Origin of the sequence: Klebsiella sp. GG_Kp175 (assembly GCF_040062325.1) — a bacterium.
Lineage (GTDB): Bacteria > Pseudomonadota > Gammaproteobacteria > Enterobacterales > Enterobacteriaceae > Klebsiella > Klebsiella quasipneumoniae.
This window is the reverse complement of record NZ_JBEAFX010000023.1, coordinates 1-25,969: the sequence shown is the minus strand read 5'-3', so window position 1 is coordinate 25,969 and position 25,969 is coordinate 1. Positions and strand designations below refer to the sequence as shown.

General features: G+C 58.0%; 23 protein-coding genes and 1 riboswitch. Of the genes, 10 read left to right on the top strand and 13 right to left on the bottom strand.

Annotation, left to right across the window (positions count from 1 at the left end):
• The first annotated feature begins 51 nt into the window (after nt 1-51).
• A complete protein-coding gene (rpoC, locus tag ABLU73_RS22395; RefSeq protein ID WP_004206757.1) occupies nt 52-4,275 on the top strand; it encodes a DNA-directed RNA polymerase subunit beta' in 4,224 nt (1,407 codons plus the stop codon).
• Nucleotides 4,276-4,674: 399 nt separating this feature from the next.
• Nucleotides 4,675-6,015 carry an anaerobic C4-dicarboxylate transporter DcuB gene (gene dcuB, locus ABLU73_RS22390; protein ID WP_128336702.1) on the top strand — a complete coding sequence of 447 codons (1,341 nt, stop codon included), beginning with the start codon at nt 4,675-4,677 and terminating at the stop codon, nt 6,013-6,015.
• Between the two features lie 43 nt (nt 6,016-6,058).
• On the opposite strand, the gene ABLU73_RS22385 is transcribed toward dcuB, so the two are convergent.
• From ABLU73_RS22385 to ABLU73_RS22340, 10 genes are all read right to left on the bottom strand, one after another.
• Nucleotides 6,059-6,376 (bottom strand): PTS lactose/cellobiose transporter subunit IIA, encoded by a 318-nt coding sequence (locus tag ABLU73_RS22385; RefSeq protein ID WP_004206755.1) that lies wholly within the window; start codon nt 6,374-6,376, stop codon nt 6,059-6,061.
• A gap of 3 nt (nt 6,377-6,379) precedes the next feature.
• The gene (locus ABLU73_RS22380; RefSeq protein WP_002884150.1) at nt 6,380-6,685 is read right to left on the bottom strand and encodes a PTS sugar transporter subunit IIB; all 306 of its coding nucleotides are present in this window, start codon (nt 6,683-6,685) and stop codon (nt 6,380-6,382) included.
• 172 nt (nt 6,686-6,857) lie between these two features.
• On the bottom strand, nt 6,858-8,390 hold the full coding sequence (locus tag ABLU73_RS22375; RefSeq protein WP_004206753.1) for a sensor domain-containing diguanylate cyclase: 1,533 nt from the start codon (nt 8,388-8,390) through the stop codon (nt 6,858-6,860).
• Nucleotides 8,391-8,706: 316 nt separating this feature from the next.
• Entirely contained in the window at nt 8,707-9,840 is a 1,134-nt protein-coding gene (thiH, locus tag ABLU73_RS22370; protein WP_264923652.1) for a 2-iminoacetate synthase ThiH, read from the bottom strand.
• Nucleotides 9,837-10,607, bottom strand: a complete 771-nt coding sequence (thiG, locus tag ABLU73_RS22365; RefSeq protein WP_032456545.1) for a thiazole synthase — start codon at nt 10,605-10,607, stop codon at nt 9,837-9,839. The genes thiH and thiG overlap by 4 nt, the downstream gene beginning before the upstream one ends.
• A gap of 1 nt (nt 10,608) precedes the next feature.
• Nucleotides 10,609-10,809, bottom strand: a complete 201-nt coding sequence (gene thiS, locus ABLU73_RS22360; protein ID WP_004206750.1) for a sulfur carrier protein ThiS — start codon at nt 10,807-10,809, stop codon at nt 10,609-10,611.
• Complete coding sequence (gene thiF / locus ABLU73_RS22355) at nt 10,793-11,548, bottom strand: thiazole biosynthesis adenylyltransferase ThiF (RefSeq protein ID WP_004206749.1); 756 nt, start codon at nt 11,546-11,548, stop codon at nt 10,793-10,795. Before thiF ends, thiS begins: the two co-directional genes overlap by 17 nt.
• On the bottom strand, nt 11,541-12,176 hold the full coding sequence (gene thiE, locus ABLU73_RS22350; protein WP_017901116.1) for a thiamine phosphate synthase: 636 nt from the start codon (nt 12,174-12,176) through the stop codon (nt 11,541-11,543). Before thiE ends, thiF begins: the two co-directional genes overlap by 8 nt.
• Entirely contained in the window at nt 12,176-14,071 is a 1,896-nt protein-coding gene (gene thiC, locus ABLU73_RS22345) for a phosphomethylpyrimidine synthase ThiC (RefSeq protein WP_023319462.1), read from the bottom strand. Before thiC ends, thiE begins: the two co-directional genes overlap by 1 nt.
• 84 nt (nt 14,072-14,155) lie before the next feature.
• Nucleotides 14,156-14,279: riboswitch (TPP riboswitch) on the bottom strand.
• 53 nt (nt 14,280-14,332) lie between these two features.
• Nucleotides 14,333-14,830, bottom strand: a complete 498-nt coding sequence (locus ABLU73_RS22340; protein ID WP_004206746.1) for an Rsd/AlgQ family anti-sigma factor — start codon at nt 14,828-14,830, stop codon at nt 14,333-14,335.
• A 93-nt stretch (nt 14,831-14,923) separates the two neighbouring features.
• Here ABLU73_RS22340 and nudC point away from each other — a divergent pair, with 93 nt between their 5' ends.
• The 6 genes from nudC (at nt 14,924) to ABLU73_RS22310 (ending at nt 19,286) form a co-directional block, all read left to right on the top strand.
• Nucleotides 14,924-15,697, top strand: coding sequence for an NAD(+) diphosphatase (gene nudC, locus ABLU73_RS22335; RefSeq protein ID WP_264923650.1), 774 nt, complete (start codon nt 14,924-14,926; stop codon nt 15,695-15,697).
• 40 nt (nt 15,698-15,737) lie between these two features.
• Nucleotides 15,738-16,802, top strand: coding sequence for a uroporphyrinogen decarboxylase (hemE, locus tag ABLU73_RS22330; protein ID WP_004206744.1), 1,065 nt, complete (start codon nt 15,738-15,740; stop codon nt 16,800-16,802).
• A 12-nt stretch (nt 16,803-16,814) separates the two neighbouring features.
• Entirely contained in the window at nt 16,815-17,486 is a 672-nt protein-coding gene (nfi, locus tag ABLU73_RS22325) for a deoxyribonuclease V (RefSeq protein WP_043523021.1), read from the top strand.
• Between the two features lie 42 nt (nt 17,487-17,528).
• On the top strand, nt 17,529-18,119 hold the full coding sequence (locus tag ABLU73_RS22320; protein ID WP_004206742.1) for a YjaG family protein: 591 nt from the start codon (nt 17,529-17,531) through the stop codon (nt 18,117-18,119).
• 186 nt (nt 18,120-18,305) lie between these two features.
• Nucleotides 18,306-18,578 (top strand): nucleoid-associated protein HU-alpha, encoded by a 273-nt coding sequence (hupA, locus tag ABLU73_RS22315; RefSeq protein ID WP_002884342.1) that lies wholly within the window; start codon nt 18,306-18,308, stop codon nt 18,576-18,578.
• Between the two features lie 12 nt (nt 18,579-18,590).
• Nucleotides 18,591-19,286 (top strand): DUF1481 domain-containing protein, encoded by a 696-nt coding sequence (locus tag ABLU73_RS22310; RefSeq protein ID WP_023319466.1) that lies wholly within the window; start codon nt 18,591-18,593, stop codon nt 19,284-19,286.
• 3 nt (nt 19,287-19,289) lie between these two features.
• Here ABLU73_RS22310 and zraP read toward each other — a convergent pair whose 3' ends face one another.
• Nucleotides 19,290-19,727: a zinc resistance sensor/chaperone ZraP gene (zraP, locus tag ABLU73_RS22305; RefSeq protein ID WP_023319467.1), complete on the bottom strand. Its 438-nt coding sequence runs from the start codon at nt 19,725-19,727 to the stop codon at nt 19,290-19,292.
• A 259-nt stretch (nt 19,728-19,986) separates the two neighbouring features.
• Between zraP and zraS the strand changes: the two genes are divergently transcribed.
• Nucleotides 19,987-21,381 carry a two-component system sensor histidine kinase ZraS gene (zraS, locus tag ABLU73_RS22300; protein ID WP_043523023.1) on the top strand — a complete coding sequence of 465 codons (1,395 nt, stop codon included), beginning with the start codon at nt 19,987-19,989 and terminating at the stop codon, nt 21,379-21,381.
• Nucleotides 21,368-22,699: a sigma-54-dependent response regulator transcription factor ZraR gene (gene zraR, locus ABLU73_RS22295; RefSeq protein WP_043523026.1), complete on the top strand. Its 1,332-nt coding sequence runs from the start codon at nt 21,368-21,370 to the stop codon at nt 22,697-22,699. The genes zraS and zraR overlap by 14 nt, the downstream gene beginning before the upstream one ends.
• Here zraR and purD read toward each other — a convergent pair.
• Together purD and purH are read right to left on the bottom strand one after the other, a co-directional pair.
• Nucleotides 22,689-23,984, bottom strand: coding sequence for a phosphoribosylamine--glycine ligase (gene purD, locus ABLU73_RS22290; RefSeq protein ID WP_057212527.1), 1,296 nt, complete (start codon nt 23,982-23,984; stop codon nt 22,689-22,691). The two genes, zraR and purD, sit on opposite strands and share 11 nt — an antisense overlap.
• A 15-nt stretch (nt 23,985-23,999) precedes the next feature.
• Entirely contained in the window at nt 24,000-25,589 is a 1,590-nt protein-coding gene (gene purH, locus ABLU73_RS22285; protein ID WP_348850447.1) for a bifunctional phosphoribosylaminoimidazolecarboxamide formyltransferase/IMP cyclohydrolase, read from the bottom strand.
• Between the last annotated feature and the right edge of the window lie 380 nt (nt 25,590-25,969).

The window sequence follows — 25,969 nt, the reverse complement described above, 5'->3', positions numbered from 1 at the left end:
CCGGGTTAACGCCCGGCAGCGGAATGTGCTAACTCCGACGGGAGCAAATCCGTGAAAGACTTATTAAAGTTTCTGAAAGCGCAAACTAAAACCGAAGAGTTTGATGCGATCAAAATTGCTCTGGCTTCGCCAGACATGATCCGTTCATGGTCTTTCGGTGAAGTTAAAAAGCCGGAAACCATTAACTACCGTACGTTCAAACCTGAGCGTGACGGCCTTTTCTGCGCCCGTATCTTTGGGCCGGTAAAAGACTATGAGTGCCTGTGCGGTAAGTACAAGCGCCTGAAACACCGCGGTGTGATCTGTGAGAAGTGCGGCGTTGAAGTGACCCAGACTAAAGTGCGTCGTGAGCGCATGGGCCACATCGAGCTGGCATGTCCGACTGCGCACATCTGGTTCCTGAAATCTCTGCCGTCCCGTATCGGCCTGCTGCTGGATATGCCGCTGCGCGATATCGAACGTGTACTGTACTTTGAATCCTATGTGGTTATCGAAGGTGGCATGACCAACCTCGAACGCAACCAGATTCTGACGGAAGAACAGTACCTGGACGCGCTGGAAGAGTTCGGTGACGAATTCGACGCGAAGATGGGTGCGGAAGCGATCCAGGCGCTGCTGCGCAATATGGATCTGGAGCAGGAGTGCGAGCAGCTGCGTGAAGAGCTGAACGAAACCAACTCCGAAACCAAGCGTAAAAAGCTGACCAAGCGCATTAAGCTGCTGGAAGCTTTCGTACAGTCTGGCAACAAGCCGGAGTGGATGATCCTGACCGTTCTGCCGGTACTGCCGCCAGATCTGCGTCCGCTGGTTCCGCTGGATGGCGGTCGTTTCGCGACGTCTGACCTCAACGATCTGTATCGTCGCGTGATCAACCGTAACAACCGTCTGAAACGTCTGCTGGATCTGGCTGCGCCGGATATCATCGTACGCAACGAAAAACGTATGCTGCAGGAAGCGGTAGATGCCCTGCTGGACAACGGTCGTCGCGGTCGTGCGATCACCGGTTCTAACAAACGTCCTCTGAAATCTTTGGCCGATATGATCAAAGGTAAACAGGGTCGTTTCCGTCAGAACCTGCTCGGTAAGCGCGTTGACTACTCCGGTCGTTCTGTTATCACCGTAGGTCCATACCTGCGTCTGCATCAGTGCGGTCTGCCGAAGAAAATGGCGCTGGAGCTGTTCAAACCGTTCATCTACGGCAAGCTGGAACTGCGTGGCCTGGCCACCACCATCAAAGCCGCTAAGAAGATGGTTGAGCGCGAAGAAGCTGTCGTTTGGGATATCCTGGACGAAGTGATCCGCGAACACCCGGTTCTGCTGAACCGTGCGCCGACCCTGCACCGTCTGGGTATTCAGGCATTCGAACCGGTTCTGATCGAAGGTAAAGCCATCCAGCTGCACCCGCTGGTTTGTGCGGCATACAACGCCGACTTCGATGGTGACCAGATGGCTGTTCACGTACCGCTGACGCTGGAAGCCCAGCTGGAAGCGCGTGCGCTGATGATGTCTACCAACAACATCCTGTCCCCGGCGAACGGCGAACCAATCATCGTTCCGTCTCAGGACGTTGTACTGGGTCTGTACTACATGACCCGTGACAGTGTTAACGCCAAAGGCGAAGGCATGGTGCTGACTGGCCCGAAAGAAGCTGAGCGTATTTATCGCGCCGGCCTGGCCTCTCTGCATGCGCGCGTTAAAGTGCGTATCACTGAATACGAAAAAGACGACAATGGTGAGTTTGTCGCGAAAACCAGCCTGAAAGACACGACCATTGGCCGTGCCATTCTGTGGATGATCGTACCGAAAGGTCTGCCGTTCTCTATCGTGAACCAGGCGCTCGGTAAGAAAGCGATCTCCAAGATGCTGAACACCTGTTACCGTATTCTGGGCCTGAAACCGACCGTTATTTTCGCGGACCAGACGATGTACACCGGCTTTGCTTACGCAGCGCGTTCAGGTGCATCCGTTGGTATCGATGACATGGTCATCCCGGAGAAAAAATACGAAATCATCAGCGAAGCGGAAGCGGAAGTTGCTGAGATTCAGGAACAGTTCCAGTCCGGTCTGGTGACCGCGGGCGAACGCTACAACAAAGTTATCGATATCTGGGCTGCGGCGAACGATCGTGTATCCAAAGCGATGATGGATAACCTGCAAACCGAAACCGTGATTAACCGTGACGGTCAGGAAGAGCAGCAGGTTTCCTTCAACAGCATCTACATGATGGCCGACTCCGGTGCGCGTGGTTCTGCTGCACAGATTCGTCAGCTGGCCGGTATGCGTGGTCTGATGGCGAAGCCGGATGGCTCCATCATCGAAACGCCGATCACCGCGAACTTCCGTGAAGGTCTGAACGTACTCCAGTACTTCATCTCCACGCACGGTGCGCGTAAAGGTCTGGCGGATACCGCACTGAAAACAGCGAACTCCGGTTACCTGACTCGTCGTCTGGTCGACGTTGCCCAGGACCTGGTCGTCACTGAAGACGACTGCGGCACCCTGGAAGGCATCACCATGACGCCGGTTATCGAAGGTGGCGACGTTAAAGAGCCGCTGCGCGATCGCGTACTGGGTCGTGTGACTGCGGAAGACGTGCTGAAGCCGGGTACCGCGGATATTCTGGTTCCACGCAACACGCTGCTGCACGAGCACTGGTGTGACCTGCTGGAAGCGAACTCCGTTGACTCCGTCAAAGTGCGTTCCGTTGTATCCTGTGACACCGACTTTGGTGTATGTGCGCACTGCTATGGTCGTGACCTGGCGCGTGGCCACATCATCAACAAAGGTGAGGCTATCGGCGTTATCGCGGCACAGTCCATCGGTGAGCCGGGTACACAGCTGACGATGCGTACGTTCCACATCGGTGGTGCGGCATCTCGTGCGGCTGCTGAATCCAGCATCCAGGTGAAAAACAAAGGTAGCATCAAGCTCAGCAACGCGAAGTCGGTTGTGAACTCCAGCGGTAAACTGGTTATCACTTCCCGTAACACCGAGCTGAAACTGATCGACGAATTCGGTCGTACCAAAGAGAGCTATAAAGTGCCTTACGGTGCGGTTATGGCGAAAGGCGACGGTGAGCAGGTTGCCGGCGGTGAAACCGTCGCAAACTGGGATCCGCACACCATGCCGGTTATCACCGAAGTGAGTGGTTTCATCCGCTTCACTGACATGATCGACGGCCAGACCATTACTCGTCAGACCGACGAGCTGACCGGTCTGTCTTCGCTGGTGGTTCTGGACTCTGCAGAACGTACCGCAGGTGGTAAAGATCTGCGTCCGGCGCTGAAAATCGTTGATGCTCAGGGCAACGACGTTCTGATCCCAGGTACCGATATGCCTGCTCAGTACTTCCTGCCGGGTAAAGCGATTGTTCAGCTGGAAGATGGCGTACAGATCAGCTCTGGTGACACCCTGGCGCGTATTCCGCAGGAATCCGGCGGTACCAAGGACATCACCGGTGGTCTGCCGCGCGTTGCGGACCTGTTCGAAGCACGTCGTCCGAAAGAGCCGGCAATCCTGGCTGAAATCAGCGGTATCATTTCCTTCGGTAAAGAAACCAAAGGGAAACGTCGCCTGGTTATCACCCCGGTAGACGGTAGCGAACCGTACGAAGAGATGATTCCGAAATGGCGTCAGCTCAACGTGTTCGAAGGTGAACGTGTAGAACGTGGTGACGTGGTTTCCGACGGTCCGGAAGCGCCGCACGACATTCTGCGTCTGCGTGGCGTACATGCTGTGACCCGTTACATTGTTAACGAAGTCCAGGACGTATACCGTCTGCAGGGCGTTAAGATTAACGATAAACACATCGAAGTTATCGTTCGTCAGATGCTGCGTAAAGCCACCATCGAAAGCGCAGGCAGCTCCGACTTCCTCGAAGGCGAGCAGGTGGAATACTCCCGCGTCAAGATCGCGAACCGCGAACTGGAAGCGAACGGCAAAGTGGGCGCAACGTTCTCCCGTGATCTGCTGGGTATCACCAAAGCGTCTCTGGCCACCGAGTCCTTCATCTCCGCGGCATCGTTCCAGGAGACCACTCGCGTGCTGACCGAAGCAGCCGTTGCGGGCAAACGCGACGAACTGCGCGGTCTGAAAGAGAACGTCATCGTGGGTCGTCTGATCCCGGCCGGTACCGGTTATGCGTACCACCAGGATCGTATGCGCCGTCGCGCTGCTGGCGAACTGCCGGCGGCACCGCAGGTGAGCGTGGAAGAAGCATCTGCCAACCTGGCAGAGCTGCTGAACGCAGGTCTGGGCGGTTCTGACAACGATTAATCGTTGATGCACTGCTGAAAAGCCGGTCAGGTTTCCTGACCGGCTTTTTTATTGCCTGTTCTCCGCGGTACCCGTCTTTAATTACATTTACGCCATATCCAGGCTGCAATTTTTTAGCAATTAATTCAAACAAAATATCCATTAATCTATCACCTCAAAAAACCTTTCTTTATATATGGGTAAAACTTCTACTCATATCAAAAAATAATCAATTCAAAGAGGATATATTCAAAATACCTGATGAATCATGGGATTACTGCTGCTGCTTTATCTTCGGCGCGACGGCTCTGGAGAGGGATCGCTGCATCTCATGCTTCCCCCAACAAGGCGCAGAAATAACCCCGGCAGACAGGTATGGATCATTACTTTAGGTCTGAGCGGACAGGCTCTGGGGGCTGCATGGAATTCGCGATACAACTCATTATTATCTTAATTTGTCTGTTTTATGGTGCCCGAAAAGGCGGTATTGCGCTGGGGCTGCTGGGCGGCATCGGTTTGGTGATCCTCGTTTTTGTTTTTCATCTCGAGCCGGGCAAACCGCCGGTTGATGTGATGCTGGTGATCATTGCGGTGGTGGCGGCCTCGGCGACGCTGCAGGCATCCGGCGGTCTGGATGTCATGCTGCAGATTGCTGAGAAGCTGCTGCGGCGTAACCCAAAATATGTCTCTATTGTGGCGCCTTTCGTCACCTGCACGCTGACCATCCTCTGCGGTACCGGTCACGTGGTGTATACCATCCTGCCGATTATCTACGATGTGGCGATCAAGAATAACATTCGCCCGGAGCGTCCGATGGCCGCCAGCTCCATTGGCGCCCAGATGGGGATCATCGCCAGCCCGGTCTCGGTGGCGGTGGTTTCGCTGGTGGCGATGCTGGGGAATTTTACCTTTAACGGTAAACATCTGGAGTTTCTCGATCTGCTGGCGATAACCATTCCGTCCACGCTGCTGGGCATTTTAGCGATCGGCATCTTCAGCTGGTTCCGCGGCAAAGATCTGGATAAAGACGAAGCCTTCCAGGCGTTTATTGCGGTACCGGAGAACCGCCATTACGTCTATGGCGATACGGCGACGCTGCTGGATAAAAAGCTGCCCACCAGCAACTGGATAGCGATGTGGATTTTTCTGGCCTCCATCGCTGTGGTGGCGCTGCTTGGCGCCTTCTCTGAACTGCGTCCGGCCTTTGACGGTAAACCGCTGTCGATGGTGCTGGTGATCCAGATGTTTATGCTGCTTTCCGGGGCGCTGATTATCATCATTACTAAAACCAACCCGGCATCGATTTCCAAAAATGAGGTCTTTCGTTCGGGAATGATCGCTATCGTCGCGGTGTACGGCATCGCCTGGATGGCGGAGACCATGTTTGGCGCGCACATGACCGAGATTAAAGGCGTGCTCGGGGAGATGGTCAAAGAGTATCCATGGGCCTATGCCATCGTTCTGCTGCTGGTTTCGAAGTTTGTGAACTCGCAGGCGGCAGCGCTGGCGGCGATTGTTCCGGTGGCCCTGGCCATCGGCGTTGATCCGGCCTATATCGTGGCTTCTGCGCCGGCCTGCTATGGCTACTATATACTGCCGACCTACCCAAGCGATCTGGCGGCGATCCAGTTTGACCGCTCAGGGACCACCCATATTGGCCGCTTTGTGATTAACCACAGCTTTATCCTGCCCGGGCTCATCGGCGTTGGCGTCTCCTGCGTGTTTGGCTGGGTATTCGCAGCGATGTACGGCTTTCTGTAAGCGGGGACGGGCGCCGGCAGCGACGCCCGTTAAATTCGAGAGATTATTGTGCGAGGGGCAGGCGACGGTATAGTTCAATCATATCGGTCGCCAGATCCTGAATGACCATGGCGTTCATCAGATGGTCCTGAGAATGCACGGTGATCAGGTTGACCGGTAACTTACCGCTGCCTTCATCCAGGCCGATAAGCTGGGTCTGAATTTTATGCGCATGTTTGACGAACTCATGGGACTCGGCCATGGCCTGCTCCGCTGCGGCAAAATCGCCTTTCCGCGCCAGCTGTAGCGCCGTGAGCGCCGCGCTGCGCGCAGAACCCGCGTTAACCAGCAGCTCCATGATGATCGTTTCTAAATCTTCCATCGATTACTCCAGCATCTTAAGGGCTTTATCCAGAACGGCATCACCTTTCATCATGCCGTAGTCCATCATATCGATCACGGCGACCTTTTTGCCGAACGGGTCGGCCAGCGCCTGCAGCTTCGCCTGCTCATATTTCACCTGCGGGCCGAGCAGAATAATGTCGGCGGCGGCCAGATTATCTTTAAACTCGGCGACCGGTACGGCCTTGATGGAGACTTCAACACCTTTCTTCTGCGCGGCATCTTGCATACGCTGAACCAGCATGCTGGTAGACATACCGGCGGCACAGCACAAAACGATATTCTTCATAGTCAGTGGCCCTTGTGTTCCGTGATGTCCTATCTTTATCGCGGCCCTGGCGATGCGACAACCGCTTTACCGTGATTGTGTGTAAGTCATCACACAAAAATTGAAACCGGTTTCATTTTTGCCGAAAAAAATAAAAAAGCCCACCGAAGTGGGCGGTTGCGGCGCTGAAGCCCTAGGCGCGCAGGATGCGGTTTTTACCCTGCTGTTTGGCTTTGTACAGCGCTTCATCGACGCTCACCACCAGCTTATCCAGCGGCTCCATGTTCCATTCCCCCAGCCCGGCGCTGAAGGTGACCGTCAGGCCATCTTCGCGCCAGGTGCGCCGTTCGACGTTTACCCGCCATGTTTCCAGCAGCGTGCGGGCGTTATCAATATGTTCGGCAGGAAAGACCACCGCGAACTCTTCGCCACCATAGCGATAGAGGGATATCTCCAGCGGCTGGAGGACCTGCAGTCCTTCGCGGGCGACGTTTCGCAGAACGATATCGCCGTTGAGGTGACCCCAGGTGTCGTTGATCGATTTGAAGTTATCGATATCGACCAGCGCGAGGGCGAACGGCTGATGATCGTTCATCAGCGCGGCAATATCACTATCGAAGGCGCGGCGGTTCTTGCAGCCGGTGAGCGCGTCGATGGTCGCCTGGCGGACGTAGGTCAGCTCGCGCTGCTTATTAGTTTCAATGGCTTTACTCAGCATCGCCTCGAGGCGGGGGGCGCGTTTGACGTCGCCGGTTTTAATCGCATTGATGATATTCATCAGCACGGTGCGGGAGGCATGACGCAGATAAAGGCCGAACAGGATGATGATGATCGCCGCGAGGGCAAAACCGCCGATCACTAAATTGGTTTCATGGCGCGTCAGATTGACCAGGGTGGTGTTATCAACACGGAAAATCACAAACCAGTCGGGATTGGTAAAGGAGTAATAGTAATACCAGGTGTCGCTTCCGGGATCGTAAAGCTGCCCCTCGCCGCTGGTCATTTTATCCATCAGCTCATTACTGACGAAGGGTTTAAACAGCGCACCTGGGTCGGAGTGCAGGACCACTTTACCATCACGCTGCACCACAAAAAACTCGCCCTGTACGGGGGCCACCATCTGACGCAGCGCGAACCCCATGGAGGTGAGATCAAGATGAAAGGCCAGGCTGCCCTTGAGTTTCCCTTCCGGGGTGATGATGGGTTTGAAAATGGTAATCGTCGGATGGTGGGTAAAAAAATCCATATATGGGCTGGTGTAGTGGCTGAAGGTGCTGGCTTCCGCCTGTTTGATAAACCAGGGCCGCGTTCTGGGATCGAAAGCCCGGCTGTCTTCATTTTCCAGCACCTCCGGGGCGCGCAGGTAGTGGCCCTCGGTATCCGCCAGTGAGATGGATGAGACGCTCGGCATCATGTTCTGTAACTGCATCAGCGTCGTTAATCCTTTCTCCGGCTCCACATTGACTGCGCGATTCAGTTCGTCATTGCGGGCAAAGAAGGCGACCGCGCGCCCAAGGATAAAATCATTTTCCCGCAGCAGGGTTTCCGTGTAGTTGATCGCCAGGTTGTGGGTAAAGTTGCGGTTAATGTCGTGATAATCTTCAAGAAAATCTTTCCGCTGCGCCAGGGTGACAAAAATAGCGATCAGCATAAAACTGAGCAAGATGCCGGCAAACCCCACGACGATCGGCGTCGTGAAAGAGAGCTTTCTGTTGTGTAGGGCCATGAATCGTTAATCGTCCCGGATGTATAAACCATGGGTCCGAACGCAGGTTGTGACTGCGGCGCCTGCCGATCGAATCAGTTAACTATTGCTCAATTATAACTCTGAGGCCTTCATGTATCGTGATTTATATTCGGCGATAATGCACAGGCCCTCGTTCAGCGCGGAGAGGCAGGGCGAAAATGAGGAAGAAAAGGTTCGCCCTGGTCAGCGTCCGCTGCTGACCCGGGCAGAATAGAAAAAGGGCGCCTGGCGGGCCAGTTCCCGTTTTTCATCTCTCGTGCAGGCGCGCAAAAATATCAGGCGCTTACACTGTTCATCATGAAGTTTGCGAGGCGCGTCCCAGCCAGCTGTCCCAGTCTTTCCATACCGGCTGCAGGCCGCGGGCAGTCAGCGCGCTGGCGACTTCTTCAGGTCGACGGCCATCGTGCGGCGCGAACTGCTCAAGCTCCGGATGATCGTCGGCGTAACCCCCGGGCTGGGTTTTGGAGAAGGCGCTGACGTTATTGATCGCCAGCGGGATCACCCGGTCGCGGAACCAGGGGGATTCGCGGGTGGATAGCGACAGCTCAACCTCCGGCGCCAGCAGGCGGAAGGCGCAGATGGTCTGCACTAGCTGACGCTCATCCATTAGCGAGGCTGGTTCAATGCCGCCGGCGCAGGGACGCAGACGCGGGAAGGAGACCGAATAGCGGCTGCGCCAGTAGCGTTGCTGCAGCCACAACAGGTGCTCAGCGACCATAAAGCAGTCCACTCGCCAGCTGTCGGAAAGGCCGATCAGCGCGCCAAGGCCGATCTTATCGATCCCCGCCTCGCCCAGGCGATCCGGCGTATCCAGCCGCCAGAAGAAATCCTGTTTTTTCCCTTTCAGATGGTGCTGGGCGTACATACCTTCGTGATAGGTCTCCTGATAGACCATCACCCCGTCGAGCCCCAGGGTTTTCAGCTCGGCATACTCGTCGGTCGCCAGCGGCTGTACCTCCATCTGCAGCGAGGCAAACTGGCTGCGGATTGCCGGCAGGTGCTGGCGGAAATAATCCATTCCCACCTTGCCCTGATGCTCACCGGTTACCAGCAGCAGATGCTCAAAACCCAGGTCGCGGATCGCGGCGCACTCGCGGGCAATCTCGGCGGCATCCAGCGTCTTGCGCTTAATGCGATTGCTCATCGAGAAGCCGCAGTAGGTGCAGTCGTTGGCGCACAGGTTGGAGAGATACAGCGGCACGTAGAAGCTGACGGTATTGCCGAAGCGCTGGCGGGTAAGCCGCTGCGCGCGCTGGGCCAGAGGTTCAAGATACCCGGCCGCCGCTGGCGAAAGCAGTGCCATCATATCGTCGCGGGTCAGCTGTTTGGCCGCCAGCGCCCGTTCGACATCGGCGGCGGTTTTACTGTTGATGCGCAGGCGGATGTCGTCCCACTCCAGCTGCCGCCAGCGATCGCTAAAGGTTTTCATGCCAGCGCCTCCAGGAATCCGGTGAGCGGGCTGGTGGCCTGCGCCTGCGCGCTGCGCGCCCCCGGTCCGGCCTGACGGGCCAGCAAGCCGGCCTCGACCGCCATACGGAAGGCGTGGGCCATGGCCACGGGATCGTCGGCGACGGCAATAGCGGTATTGACCAGCACCGCGTCCGCTCCCATTTCCAGCGCCTGCGCCGCATGGCTCGGAACGCCGATGCCGGCGTCGACGACCACCGGCACCGTCGCCTGTTCGATAATAATCTCCAGCATGGCTTTGGTTTCCAGCCCCTGATTTGAGCCGATCGGCGCGCCCAGGGGCATCACCGCCGCGCAGCCAGCCTCTTCCAGTCGTTTACACAGCACCGGGTCGGCGCCGCAGTAGGGCAGCACCACGAACCCTTCGCGGACCAGCAGCTCCGCCGCTTTCAGGGTTTCAATCGGGTCGGGCAGCAACCAGCGGGCGTCCGGGTGGATCTCCAGTTTCAGCCAGTGGGTGCCCAGAGCCTCCCGTGCCAGGCGGGCGGCAAACACCGCCTCTTCCGCCGTCTTGGCGCCCGAGGTATTCGGCAGCAGGCTGACCCCCGCCGCCAGCAGCGGGGCGAGGATGGCGTCATTGTGCTGACGTAAATCGACGCGCTTCATTGCCAGGGTGACCAGCTGGCTGCCCGAGGCGCGAATCGCCTCAACCATCACCCCCGGGGCGGCGAATTTGCCGGTACCGGTGAAAAGATGGGATTCAAATGTTTTGTCTGCAATACGTAACATGTCAGCCTCCAGCGATAACCTGAAAAAGCAGGACTCGATCGCCTTCCTGCAAGAGATGATCTTCCCACCGATCGCGCGGCAGAATGTGTTGATTGAGCGCCAGCGCGACGCCCGGCTGCAGCTGTTCGAGCTGGGTCAGCAGGGCGCTCACGCTGAGATTGTCGGCGCACGCCAGCGGCTCGTCGTTAAACCAGATCTGCATGTCGCCCTCCGCACACCGGGCAGCCCCGGGAGCGCTGTAGCGCCAGGTTACGCCAGCTGCTGGTGCGGGCGTCGAACAGCCGCAGTGTGTTGCGCGGCGTCGTCATGCCGCTGAGCAGCTTAATCGCCTCCAGCGCCTGCAGCGTGCCCATCATGCCGACCACCGGGCCGACGATCCCCGCGGTGCGGCAGTTGCGCTGCGGTTCGTCGCTATCCGGCCACAGGCAGCGATAGCAGCCCTGTGTCCAGGGCGGGGTGAGCACCATCAGCTGACCGCCGAAGCCGACGGCGCTGGCGGTCACTAACGGGATGTCGAGGGCCACGCAGGCGGCATTGATCGCCTGGCGGGTGACCATGTTATCGGTACAGTCCAGCACCACGTCCGCTTTCGCCACCTCGGCGCGCAGCGCCTCGCCGCTTAAGCGCTGCTGGAGCGCAACCAGTGTGATCTGCGGATTTAGCTGGCTGAGCCGCGTCTTTGCCGCCGCGGCTTTTGGCCGATCGATATCCGCGCTGGTGAACAGGATCTGCCGCTGCAGATTGCTGAGATGCACGGCGTCGTCATCGGCCAGGGTCAGCGTCCCGACGCCAGCCCCGGCCAGATAGAGCGCTGCCGGGGAGCCCAGCCCGCCAAGGCCGATAATCAGCACCCGGCTGGCTAACAGCTTCTGCTGACCCTCGATGGCAATATCCTCCAGCAGCAGCTGGCGGCTATAGCGCATAAAGTCGTGATCATTCATCGCCCGCTCCTGCCAGCGCCAGCAGCTGGTCGGTCGCTGCCCGCCAGTCCGCCGCCTGGGTGATGGCGCTGACCACTGCGATGCTGCCGACGCCGGTCGCCAGCACCGCCGGGGCCTTTTCAAGGCTAATTCCGCCGATCGCCACGGTGGGGTAATCCGCCAGGCGTTGGATATGTCTGGCAAGCTGCTCGAGTCCCTGCGGCGCGGAGGGCATCTGTTTGGTTTGCGTCGGGAAGACGTGACCCAGAGCGATGTAAGAGGGACGCGCCGCCAGGGCGATATCAATCTCCATATCGTCATGGGTGGAGACGCCAAGACGTAGCCCGGCTTTGCGGATGGCGCTCAGATCGGTGGTTTCCAGATCTTCTTGTCCGAGATGTACGCCGTAGGCCTGGTGCTTGATCGCCAGTCGCCAGTAATCGTTAATGAACAGCCGGGCGTGATAGCGGCGGCCAAGGGCGATGGCGGCGATGACGTCATCCTCCACCTCGCTGTCGCGTCGGTCCTTGATGCGTAACTGAAGGGTGCGTACTCCAGCTTCGAGCAGGCGTTCAATCCACGCCACGCTGTCCACTACCGGGTAGAGCCCGAGACGAAACGGGACGGGTGGAAAATCAGGCTGATACATCAGACTTCCTCCTGTTTCAGGTAGATTTCGCCGCCGCGGGCGCGGAAGTGATGCGACATATCGGCCATGCCGGCGTCGATGGCCTGCCTGGCGGCGTAGTCGCGGACTTCCTGAGTGATCTTCATTGAACAGAATTTCGGACCGCACATGGAGCAGAAGTGGGCAACTTTGCCGGATTCCTGCGGCAGGGTTTCATCGTGATAGGCCCGAGCGGTGAACGGATCCAGCGCGAGGTTAAACTGGTCTTCCCAGCGGAATTCGAAGCGCGCCTTCGACATGGCGTTATCGCGGATCTGCGCCCCTGGATGGCCTTTCGCCAGGTCAGCGGCGTGGGCGGCGATTTTGTAGGTAATCAACCCCTGCTTCACATCCTCTTTGTTGGGCAAGCCGAGATGCTCTTTCGGCGTGACATAGCACAGCATGGCGCAGCCGAACCAGCCGATCATCGCCGCGCCGATGCCGGAGGTGAAATGGTCGTAGCCCGGCGCAATGTCGGTGGTGAGCGGCCCGAGGGTGTAGAACGGCGCTTCGTGGCAGTGCTCCAGCTCTTCGGTCATATTGCGGCGGATCATCTGCATCGGCACGTGGCCGGGACCTTCGATCATCACCTGCACGTCATACTCCCAGGCGATTTTCGTCAGCTCGCCGAGGGTGCGCAGCTCGGAGAACTGTGCTTCGTCGTTGGCATCCTGAATGGAGCCGGGGCGCAGGCCATCGCCCAGCGACAGCGAAACGTCATAGGCGGCGCAGATTTCGCAGATTTCGCGGAAATGCTGGTAGAGGAAGTTTTCCTGATGGTGCGACAGACACCATTTGGCCATGATCGAGCCGCCGCGCGAGACGATGCCGGTCAGACGCTTCGCGGTCATCGGGACGTAGCGCAGCAGTACGCCGGCGTGAATGGTGAAGTAGTCGACTCCCTGTTCGGCCTGTTCCAGCAGGGTATCGCGGAAGACTTCCCAGGTGAGGTTCTCGGCGATGCCGTTGACCTTCTCCAGTGCCTGGTAAATCGGCACAGTGCCGATGGGGACCGGACTGTTACGCAGGATCCACTCGCGGGTTTCGTGGATATAGCGGCCGGTAGAGAGATCCATCACCGTATCGGCGCCCCAGCGGGTAGACCAGACCAGTTTCTCGACCTCTTCTTCGATGGAGGAGGTCACCGCTGAGTTGCCGATATTAGCATTCACTTTCACCAGGAAGTTGCGCCCGATAATCATCGGCTCAGACTCCGGGTGGTTGATATTGGCCGGGATGATGGCGCGCCCGGCGGCCACTTCATCGCGGACGAACTCGGGGGTAATGTTTTCCGGCAGGCGGGCGCCGAAGCCTTCTCCGGCATGCTGCTGGCGCAGAACTTCGCTGCGAATACGTTCACGGCCCATGTTTTCGCGTATGGCGATGAACTCCATCTCCGGGGTGACGATCCCCTGGCGGGCGTAGTGCAGTTGGGTAACACATTTGCCGGCAACGGCGCGTTTTGGCGTCAGCTGGCTATTGAAGCGCAGCTCATCGAGGCCGTCATCGGCCAGCCGCGCTTTGGTATAGGCCGAGCTGCGTTCGCTGAGCGGGGCGCAGTCATTACGTGCGTCGATCCACGGCTGGCGCAGCCTGGCCAGCCCCTGGCGGACATCAATGCCAATATCCGGGTCGCCATAAGGCCCGGAGGTGTCATACACCGGGATCGGTTCGTTGGCTTCGTAATGGGGGTTATCGTTATCGCCGCCGACGAGGGTCGGGCTGAGCTGGATTTCGCGCATTGGGACGCGGATATCCGCTTGTGAACCTTGAATGTAGATACGGCGCGAATTAGGAAAAGCAGCGCCTTCCAGCGTATCGATAAATCGCTGCGCGTGCTCGCGTAGCTCACGACGGGTCAGTTTGGTAGTAGACATAGCGCATTCCAGATATAAAGGACATGGCTTGTCAGACGACGGATGGAGTAACAGATGCGATCGGCCCTGACGGACTGACGCGAACAGCAGTTTACTCTTGTTCCCTTCGCAGGTATTAGCCTGATCAGGTTCCGCGGATCCCGAATTAACGGTCTCAGCCTTTTCCATGTAGCCTTCACATGGAAAATAAGCACTCCGACAAGATGACATCCCCTCCGGGGAGGGGGAATGGAGGTAAACTACTCGTTAATTGCGCACAACTCAAGCGGTCGGGGCAATATTATCGCGCACCTCATCGCTCAGGTGATGGGCGACGGCGAGGGCGATCAGTTTATCTTCCAGGGCGAAACGCGCTTCCAGCGACTCGCCGATATCCGACAGTGCCTGCTGAAATTCAAGGTAGTTATCATGATCAATGGCGTTTTCGAGGCAGGTATCGTAGTAGTCCATCATCTGCTGGGTATTGGCTTCCAGCTGCGGGTAAAGCCGGGTGGCGGCTAAAAGTGGGGTATCGCCTTCCATTTCGCCAATAATGCGTTCATAAATACTAAAATGACCGGACGAGAGGTAATCCACCAGACTTTGGCAAAAGTCATCCAGCGCCTTTTCGTTTAGCCGCATAAACGACTCTTTGCCCGGTTTCAGGCCAACCAGATTGTAGTAAGCCACGAGCAGATGCTTACGCACTTGTAGCCAGCGATCGACCAGTTCATTACTACCGCCAACGCGCTCCGTCAGATTTTCCAGCTGGTTTAGCATGATTGACTCCGCTAGTTTTGATTTAAATCTGCTCACCAAAATGTAAATATAATGTTAACAACATGCCAGTGAAGCAAAGGTAGTGCAATAGATATGGATCGTATTATTGAAAAATTAGATCGCGGCTGGTGGGTTGTCAGTCACGAACAAAAATTATGGTTGCCTGGTGGAGAATTACCACATGGCGAAGCGGTTAATTTCGATCTTGTCGGCCAGCATGCGCTGCATATTGGCGAATGGCAGGGGGAGCCCGTCTGGATGGTGCGCCAGGATCGCCGCCATGACATGGGATCGTTACGCCAGGTGCTGGATCAGGATCCGGGTCTATTCCAGCTGGTGGGGCGAGGGATCCAGCTTGCCGAATTTTACCGATCGCATAAATTTTGCGGCTACTGCGGCCACCCGATGCATGCCAGTAAAAGTGAATGGGCGATGCTGTGCAGCCACTGCCGTGAACGTTACTACCCGCAAATCGCCCCGTGCATTATCGTCGCTATCCGTCGCGACGATGCGATCCTGCTGGCGCAACATACCCGACATCGTAATGGGGTACACACCGTGCTGGCCGGGTTCGTCGAGGTTGGCGAAACCCTTGAGCAGGCGGTCGCCCGTGAGGTGATGGAGGAGAGCGGTATCAAGGTGAAAAATCTGCGCTACGTGACTTCTCAACCCTGGCCGTTCCCCCAGTCGCTGATGACTGCCTTTATGGCGGATTACGCAGGGGGCGATATCGTGGTGGATAAAAAAGAGTTACTCAGCGCGGACTGGTACCGCTATGACGATCTGCCGCTTCTGCCGCCGCCAGGTACGGTGGCGCGCCGGCTTATCGAAGATACCGTCGCGATGTGTCGGGCAGAGTTCGAGTGACATGTTACACTGGGCGTATCAACGCTAAAGGAATGTAAAAATGACCGAACTGAAGAACGATCGTTACCTGCGCGCGCTGCTGCGTCAGCCGGTTGATGTCACCCCGGTGTGGATGATGCGCCAGGCGGGCCGCTATTTACCGGAGTACAAAGCCACCCGTGCGCAAGCGGGCGACTTTATGTCGCTGTGTAAAAATGCCGAGCTGGCCTGCGAAGTGACGCTCCAGCCGCTGCGTCGTTATCCGCTGGACGCGGCGATCCTCTTTTCGGACATCCTGACCATCCCGGACGCCATGGGACTGGGGCTGTACTTTGAGGCAGGCGAAGGCCCGCGCTTCACCTCGCCGGTGAAAAGCAAAGCCGACGTCGACAAGCTGCCAGTCCCGGATCCCGAGCAGGAACTGGGCTACGTGATGAATGCCGTGCGCACCATTCGCCGTGAACTGAAAGGCGAAGTGCCGCTGATCGGTTTTTCCGGTAGCCCATGGACGCTGGCGACCTACATGGTGGAAGGTGGCAGCAGTAAGGCTTTCACCGTCATCAAAAAGATGATGTACGCCGAACCGCAGGCGCTGCACGCGCTGCTGGATAAACTGGCGAAGAGCGTCACCCTGTACCTCAACGCGCAGATCAAAGCCGGCGCGCAGTCAGTAATGATTTTTGACACCTGGGGCGGGGTGCTGACCGGTCGCGACTATCAGCAGTTTTCCCTCTACTATATGCATAAAATCGTCGATGGCCTGCTGCGGGAAAACGAAGGCCGCCGCGTGCCGGTGACCCTGTTCACCAAAGGCGGCGGTCAGTGGCTGGAAGCGATGGCGGAGACCGGCTGTGACGCGCTGGGTCTCGACTGGACCACCGATATTGCCGATGCCCGTCGTCGCGTGGGCGACAAAGTCGCGCTGCAGGGCAACATGGATCCGTCCATGCTCTATGCGCCCCCCGCGCGTATTGAAGAAGAAGTCGCGACCATCCTCGCCGGCTTTGGTCAGGGAGAAGGCCACGTCTTTAACCTCGGCCACGGCATCCATCAGGACGTTGACCCTGAGCATGCGGGCGTCTTTGTTGAAGCGGTGCATCGTCTTTCCGCACCCTATCACCAGTAGGAGATCAGCCATATGGATTTAGCCGCACTCCGTATCCAGCAGCAACAGTTAGCCGCGTCGGTAGAGCGCGCGGATCGACTGGATCGTGACCCACCGACGTTGATCGGCGGCGCGGATGTCGGGTTTGAGCAGGAAGGGGAGATCACCCGGGCTGCGATGGTGCTGCTGACCTGGCCTGAACTGGAGCTGGTGGAGTATCAGGTGGCGCGCGTCGCCACTTCCATGCCCTATATTCCCGGCTTTCTCTCGTTTCGCGAAACCCCTGCGCTGTTGGCGGCGTGGGAGCAGCTTTCGCAAAAACCGGACCTGTTGTTTGTTGACGGCCACGGTATCTCCCATCCCCGGCGGCTCGGCGTCGCCAGCCATTTTGGCCTGATGATCGACGTGCCGACCATCGGGGTGGCGAAAAAACGGCTGTGCGGCAAAATCGGCGAACTGGGTGATGAGCCCGGTGCGCTGGCCCCGCTGATGGATAAAAATGAGCAACTGGCCTGGGTCTGGCGCAGCAAAGTGCGCTGCAACCCGCTGTTTATTAGCACCGGCCACCGGGTAGGCATGGACAGCGCTTTAATGTGGGTCGAACGCTGCATGCGAGGCTATCGTCTGCCCGAACCGACGCGCTGGGCCGATGCGGTGGCTTCCCGCCGTCCGTCGTTTGTGCGTTGGCAAGCAAATCACAGCTGATTCAGGTACACTGCGCCTAATTTCTGACTTCGAGAATTCATCATGTTACAAAACCCGATTCACCTGCGCCTGGAGAAGCTGGAAAGCTGGCAGCATGTCACTTTTATGGCCTGCCTGTGCGAGCGTATGTACCCCAACTACGCGATGTTCTGCAAGCAAACCGAGTTTGGCGACGGCCAGCTGTACCGTCGTATCCTGGATCTGATCTGGGAAACGCTGACGGTCAAAGATGCGAAGGTGAATTTCGATAGTCAGCTGGAGAAACTGGAAGAGGCGATCCCGGCGGCAGATGATTTCGACCTGTACGGTGTTTATCCGGCCATAGACGCCTGCGTGGCGTTGAGCGAACTGATCCATTCGCGTCTGAGCGGCGAAACGCTCGAGCACGCGATCGAGGTGAGCAAAACCTCCATCACCACCGTGGCGATGCTGGAAATGACCCAGGAAGGTCGCGAAATGACCGACGAAGAGCTGAAAGCGAACCCGGCGGTAGAGCAGGAATGGGACATTCAGTGGGAAATTTTCCGCCTGCTGGCCGACTGCGAAGAGCGTGACCTTGAGCTGATAAAAGGCCTGCGCGCGGACCTGCGTGAGGCCGGCGAGAGCAATATTGGTATAAATTTTCAGCAGTGAGACCAGAAAACGTGATTTACCGCCTGAATTGTAGCGTCTGAAGGCTTCCATTCCGCCCCCCGTCTGGTCTACATTTGGAGGGCGAAAAAAAGTGGCTATCGGTGCGTGTATGCAGGAGGGTGCTTTTTTGGCATTTCCGTCGCACTCGATGCTTAGCAAGCGATAAACACATTGTAAGGATAACTTATGAACAAGACTCAACTGATTGATGTAATTGCGGACAAAGCTGACCTGTCCAAAGCACAGGCTAAAGCTGCCCTGGAATCTACCCTGGCTGCAATTACTGAGTCTCTGAAAGAAGGTGATGCTGTTCAACTGGTTGGTTTCGGTACCTTCAAAGTGAACCACCGCGCTGAGCGTACTGGCCGCAACCCGCAGACCGGTAAAGAGATCAAAATCGCTGCAGCTAACGTGCCGGCATTTGTTTCTGGCAAAGCACTGAAAGACGCAGTTAAGTAAGACCGCGTGGCAGTGAACAGTTTTATCGAAGGGGCTATTAAGCCCCTTTTGTCTGTCTGGCGCCGGCCTCTGGCGCTGGCGGGCATCCTGTTGCTGACTGCCTGCAGCCATAACGCGTCGCTACCACCGTTTACCGCCAGCGGTTATGCGGACAACCAGGGGGCGATGCGTATCTGGCGTAAAGATTCTGGCGATGAAGTCCATCTTCTCGCCGCCTTCAGCCCGTGGCGTCACGGGGACACCTCGACCAGCGAATATCGCTGGCAGGGCGATCAGCTGACGCTGATTGAACTCAATGTCTACGGCAAGCCGCCGGAACATATTCGTGCCCGCTTCGACGCGCAGGGCGATCTTAGCTTTATGCAGCGGGAAGTTGACGGGCAGAAGCAGCAACTCTCCAGCGACCAGGTCGCGCTGTACCGTTATCGCGCCGAGCAGATCCGCCAGACCAGCGACGCCCTCCGCCAGGGACGGGTCGTCCTGCGTCAGGGACGCTGGAACGCCGCTGCGCATACCGTGCTGACCTGTGAAGGGCAGACGGTCACGCCCGACCTCGATAGTCGGGCTCTGGCGCACATTGAACGTCGGCAGAGCCACGCTTCCGCCGCGGTGAGCATTGCCTGGCTGGAGGCGCCGGAAGGCTCTCAACTGCTGCTGGTGGCCAATGAAAACTTCTGCACCTGGCAGCCGACGGAAAAAAGCTTCTAACCTTTACCAGTGATTCATGCCCATATGACCGCCGCCGCTACCGCGACAGCCGCCATATCCCATTCCTGCGCCGCGGGGAACACCAGCCTCAGCCAGGGCGAGATCAAATTTCACACGCTGCTGATCCAGCTTCTGGCGTAAGCCTTCCATCTCCTGAGCGACGGCTTCAATCTTGCCGCTATCCGGCTTTTGCGCCGTGAGCAACGCATTGTACTCATAGCGTTTGGACTGCAACTGCTGGCGCAGGGCGCTGGTTTGCGCATAGTAATCGTTATGCAGCTTTTGCGCGGTAGCCTGCTGCTCCTGGGTCAGCTGGCTGTAGCCCTGGTTGCCGATCCCGTTATTGTTGCCCCAGTGGTGGTTGGCCCAGGCCGTGTTGCTGCCGAAGGTCAGCGCGGCAAAGGTAACGAGGGCGAGAGGTAAGGTACGGTTCCGTTTCATGGCATTTTCTCCTGTGTGGTTTCTCTCGGTATTGCATCTTTCATGCCAGCCTGAAAAAGCCCGTCCGTGCAGGCCTGCCGAGGCCGTTAAAGAGAAGAGTGAGTAAAAATGACCCGTTCCGCCCGGGACCGGCGAGTCATTTTTACTCGCTAAAGCGCAGGCGATATGTTTGAGAGCAGGTTTGGCCGCGCGGAAACATGGCATGATTTCTGCTGAAAGATCCTGCTGATAGCGAAAAGGAGATGACAAGGACTCGCCGATGAAGATCAAACCTTTTTCCCGGGACGCTGCCGCTGGCGCGCTGAGCTGGCTGCTGACCGGTACGGTAGTGCTGCTGGTGGTGCTGTTCTCCGCGATGATCGTCCGCGACTACGGTCGTGAGACGACCGCCGCCCGACAAACTATCGAGGAGAAGGGGAGCGTACTGATCCGCGCGCTGGAGTCCGGCACGCGCGTTGGCATGGGAATGCGGATGCACCACGCGCAGCTGCAGGCCCTGCTGGAAGAGATGGCCTGGCAGCCGGGCGTCCTGTGGTTCGCGGTGACTGATGACAATGGCGCCATCATCGCCCACAGCGATCCGCAGCAGGTGGGTCAAACGCTCTACAGCCCCGCGCAGATGCGTGCGCTGGCGGTTGGCGAACAGGCTCGCTGGCGGCGGCTTAGCGAGCCGCAGCCGGCCATGGAGATCTATCGCCAGTTTCGCCCGCTCAATCCGGCCCGCGGCCACCATATGGGCATGATGAATCGCGGCAACAGCGCCCTGGCTCAAGCCAGTGTCCCGCAGGTGATTTTTATCGCCTTTGATAGCCGCGAGCTGGATGCCGCGCAGGCCAGGGGGCAGCGTAATATGGCCATCATGCTGGGCGCCGCCGCGTTGGTGACAGCGGCAACGATCCTTGCCCAGTTCTGGTTCCGCCGCTATCGCCGCTCACGGAAACAACTGCTGGAGGCGATGGCCCGCAAAGAGAAACTGCTGGCGCTTGGCCATCTGGCGGCAGGCGTGGCGCACGAGATCCGCAATCCGCTCTCGTCGATTAAAGGGCTGGCAAAATATTTTGCCGAGCGCACGCCGCCGGGCGGTGAGTCACATCAGTTAGCGCAGGTGATGGCCAAAGAGGCCGACCGCCTCAATCGGGTGGTCAGTGAGCTGCTGGAGCTGGTCCGGCCCGCGCATTTAAATTACCAGCCGGTGGATATTAACGCGCTTATCCACCACTCATTGCAGTTGGTTAGCCAGGATGCGCAGAGTCGCGGGATCGCGCTGCAATTTACTCCGCGCCCGGAGCTCTCCACGATCAACGCCGATGCCGACCGCCTGAACCAGGTGCTGTTGAACCTGTACCTGAACGCGATGCAGGCGATTGGCCGCGACGGCGTCATTCACGTATCGGCAAGTGAAGCCGATCGGCGACGTATCAAAATAGTCGTTAAGGATAGCGGTAAGGGGATGAGCGATGAAGAGCTACAGGCCATCTTCACTCCTTATTTCACCACCAAGGCGGACGGCACCGGGCTGGGGCTGGCGGTGGTGCAGAATATTATCGAACAACATGGCGGGACGATCCGCGCCGAAAGTCAGCCGGGGGCTGGAGCGATATTTACGCTTTGGCTACCGCTGGATGCTCAACGGAGGGAAGATGAGCAGCGATAAGGTACAGATTCTGGTTGTCGATGATGACATCAGCCACTGCACGATCTTGCAGGCGCTGCTGCGCGGCTGGGGCTATCAGGTGGCATTAGCCCACAACGGCCGGCAGGCGCTGGAGCAGATCCATCATCAGGTTTTCGACCTGGTACTGTGCGATATTCGCATGGCGGAGCTGGACGGTATCGCAACGTTAAAAGAGATAAAAGCCTATAACCCGGCGATCCCGGTGCTGATCATGACGGCGTTCTCCAGCGTCGATACGGCGGTGGAGGCCATTAAGTCCGGGGCGCTGGATTATCTGATTAAACCGCTGGATTTTGACACGTTACAGCAGACGTTAGTCCAGGCACTGGCACACACCCGTCATAGCGAGGGCGACCCCAGCGTTGCGACGGATCTTCGGTGGGGCATGATTGGCGACAGCCCGGCGATGCAGGCGCTTCTTAACGAAATTACGCTGGTAGCCCCTTCGGACGCGACGGTGCTGATCCATGGGGAGTCGGGAACCGGTAAGGAACTGGTGGCGCGCGCCATCCACGCCTGCAGCGGGCGCGGTGATAAGCCGCTGGTGACGCTCAACTGTGCGGCGCTGAATGAGTCGCTGCTGGAGTCGGAACTCTTCGGCCATGAAAAAGGGGCGTTTACCGGCGCGGATCGGCGACGTGAGGGGCGCTTTGTCGAAGCGGATGGCGGCACGCTGTTCCTCGATGAAATTGGCGATATCTCGCCATTGATGCAGGTCCGGCTACTGCGGGCGATTCAGGAGCGGGAGGTGCAGCGTGTCGGCAGCAACCAGACGCTTGCCGTTGATGTGCGGCTGATCGCCGCCACCCACCGCAACCTCGCCGAAGAGGTCAGCGCCGGGCGTTTTCGCCAGGATCTCTATTACCGCCTGAACGTGGTGACTATTGAGATGCCGCCGCTGCGCCGGCGCCGGGAAGATATTCCGCAGCTGGCGCAGCACTTTCTCAAACGCTATGCCGAACGCAATCGTAAGGCGGTAAAGGGGTTCACGCCACAGGCGATGGACCTGCTGATCCACTACTCCTGGCCGGGCAATATTCGCGAGCTGGAAAACGCGGTGGAGCGGGCGGTGGTGCTGCTGACCGGGGACTATATCTCCGGGCGGGAACTGCCGCTGGCGATCGCCGGTACGCCGCTGCCGTCAGGCGGGAGCGAGGAGGGGCTGATTCAGCCGCTAGTGGAAGTCGAAAAAGAGGTGATTCTGGCGGCGCTGGAAAAAACGGGCGGCAACAAAACCGAAGCCGCCCGTCAGTTAGGCATTACGCGGAAAACGCTGTTGGCGAAACTTAGCCGTTAGCCTTTTCACGCTCAATGGCACGCCAGCCGATATCGTTTCGGCTAAAGCTGCCATCCCAGCGAATATCGGTCAGCAGCTGATAGGCGCGCTGCTGCGCCTGCGCTACGGTATCGCCCAGGGCGGTGACGCACAGTACGCGACCGCCGTTGGTGACCACGCGCTGGTCGTCAGACAGTTTCGTGCCGGCGTGGAAGACTTTACCGTCTGCCGCTTCCTGCTGCGGCAGACCATGGATCTCATCGCCCGTGTTGTAGTTGCCCGGATAGCCGCCGGCGGCAACCACCACGCCCAGCGACGCGCGGTCATCCCACTCGGAGGTTTTCTCATCCAGCTTGCCCGCGCAGGCGGCGAGGCACAGCTCTACCAGGTCGGATTTCATGCGCAGCATGATCGGCTGGGTTTCCGGATCGCCAAAGCGGCAGTTGAACTCAATGACCTTCGGGTTGCCCTGCTTGTCGATCATCAGACCGGCATACAGGAAACCGGTATAGGTGTTGCCTTCCGCGGCCATGCCCTTCACGGTTGGCCAGATAATCCGCTCCATGGTGCGCTGATGGACTTCATCAGTCACGACCGGCGCCGGAGAATAAGCGCCCATCCCACCGGTATTCGGGCCGGTATCGCCGTTGCCGACGCGTTTGTGATCCTGGCTGGTGGCCATCGGCAGGACGTGCTCGCCGTCGACCATCACAATAAAGCTGGCCTCTTCGCCATCGAGGAACTCTTCAATGACGATGCGGTGTCCGGCGTCGCCGAAAGCGTTACCGGCCAGCATGTCTTTGACCGCCGCTTCGGCTTCCTCGAGGGTCATCGCCACGATAACGCCTTTACCCGCCGCCAGACCGTCGGCTTTGATGACGATCGGCGCGCCTTTCTCGCGCAGATAAGCCAGCGCTGGCTCAACGTCGGTGAAGTTCTGATATTCCGCCGTCGGGATATGATGACGAGCAAGGAAATCTTTGGTGAAGGCCTTCGAACCTTCCAGCTGCGCGGCGCCTTCGGTTGGCCCGAAGATGGCCAGCCCGGCGGCACGAAACGCGTCAACCACGCCAATGACCAACGGCGCTTCCGGGCCAACGATGGTCAGGTCGATATTTTCATCCTGGGCGAAGCGAAGCAGCGCCGGAATATCGGTAACGCCGATGGCGACGTTTTGCAGCGACGGCTCCAGCGCGGTACCGGCGTTGCCTGGCGCGACGTAGACGGTATCAACCAGCGGCGATTGGGCCGCTTTCCAGGCCAGGGCGTGTTCGCGCCCGCCGTTGCCGATTACTAATACTTTCATCTGCTGCTCCATGAATTAATGGCGGAAGTGGCGCATGTCGGTGAAGATCATGGCGATGCCGTGTTCGTCAGCGGCGGCAATCACTTCGTCGTCGCGGATAGAGCCGCCCGGCTGAATAACGCAGGTGATGCCGACCGCTGCCGCGGCGTCAATCCCGTCGCGGAATGGGAAGAAGGCGTCAGAGGCCATGGCGGAGCCTTTCACTTCCAGACCTTCGTCACCGGCTTTAATCCCGGCAATTTTCGCCGAGTAGACGCGGCTCATCTGGCCGGCGCCTATGCCGATGGTCATATTGTCTTTGGCATACACGATGGCGTTGGATTTGACGAATTTCGCCACTTTCCAGCAGAACAGCGCATCGCGCAGCTCTTGCTCGCTCGGCTGACGTTTGCTGACCACGCGCAGTTCACCCGCGGTGACCATACCGAGATCGCGGTCCTGAACCAGCAGACCACCGTTAACGCGTTTGAAATCGAGACCGGCAACGCGCGCATCCCACTGACCGCAGGTCAGTACGCGGACGTTCTGCTTCGCGGCGGTGATTTTCAGCGCTTCTTCGCTGGCGGACGGGGCGATGATCACCTCGACAAACTGGCGAGAGATGATCGCCTGCGCGGTGTCGGCATCCAGTTCGCGGTTGAAGGCGATGATGCCGCCGAACGCGGAGGTCGGGTCGGTTTTGTATGCGCGATCGTAGGCGTCGAGGATCGAGTCGCTAACGGCAACGCCGCATGGGTTAGCGTGCTTAACGATCACGCAGGCCGGTTCGTTGAACTCTTTCACGCACTCCAGTGCCGCATCGGTATCGGCAATGTTGTTATAGGAGAGCGCTTTGCCCTGCAGCTGGGTAGCGGTTGCCACGGAAGCTTCTTTGACATTCTCTTCTATATAGAAGGCAGCCTGCTGGTGGCTGTTTTCGCCGTAGCGCATATCCTGCTTCTTAATGAAGTTCAGATTCAAGGTGCGTGGGAAGCGGCCAGCGGCTTCTTTGCTTTCGCCGTGATAGGCCGTAACCATGCTGCCGAAGTAGTTGGCAATCATGCTGTCGTACGCGGCGGTGTGTTCGAAGGCTTTAATGGCGAGGTCGAAGCGGGTGTCCAGCGTCAGGGAGCCTTCGTTGGCATCCATCTCATTAATGATGGCGGTGTAGTCGCTGCTCTTCACCACGATGGCGACGTCTTTGTGGTTCTTCGCCGCGGAGCGGACCATGGTCGGGCCGCCGATATCGATGTTTTCCACCGCGTCTTCCAGCGAGCATCCTTCGCGAGCGACGGTCTGGGCAAACGGATAGAGGTTAACGACCACCATATCGATAGGCGCGATCCCGTGCTGCTGCATGATGCCGTCATCCTGACCGCGACGGCCGAGGATGCCGCCGTGTACTTTCGGATGCAGGGTTTTCACGCGTCCATCCATCATTTCCGGGAAACCGGTGTAGTCAGAGACTTCGGTTACCGGCAGGCCTTTATCTGCCAGCAGGCGAGCGGTGCCGCCAGTGGACAGCAGCTCGACACCACGAGCGGAAAGCGCCTGCGCGAATTCGACGATACCGGCCTTGTCAGAAACACTGAGCAGAGCGCGGCGGACTGGACGACGTTGTTGCATGGTATTAAATCCCCAGGATTTGAACATTACAGAGAGCGTTAGGTGAGTTTTTGCCTAAAAACTCACCTAACGCACCCAACCGGGCATCCGTGTCATAGCGCGGCATTGTAACGAAAACGTTTGCGCAACGCTCGCGAATTTTTATCTTTCTCTTTAGGCCGATGGTTCTTCTTCTATATAGCTGCCGATCCACGGCGCTTTCGGTCCTGGTTTGACGCTCTCCTGTGGATAATTCTGTGTGTAAATGGGTATAAAGCGGGGTTTTGCTGGGGAATGCAGCAGTCAGTCATTTTTCTGCCATTTTTCTATTGCGGGCGCTCGAGAACTCCCTATAATGCGCCTCCATCGACACGGCGGATGTGAATCACTTCACACAAACA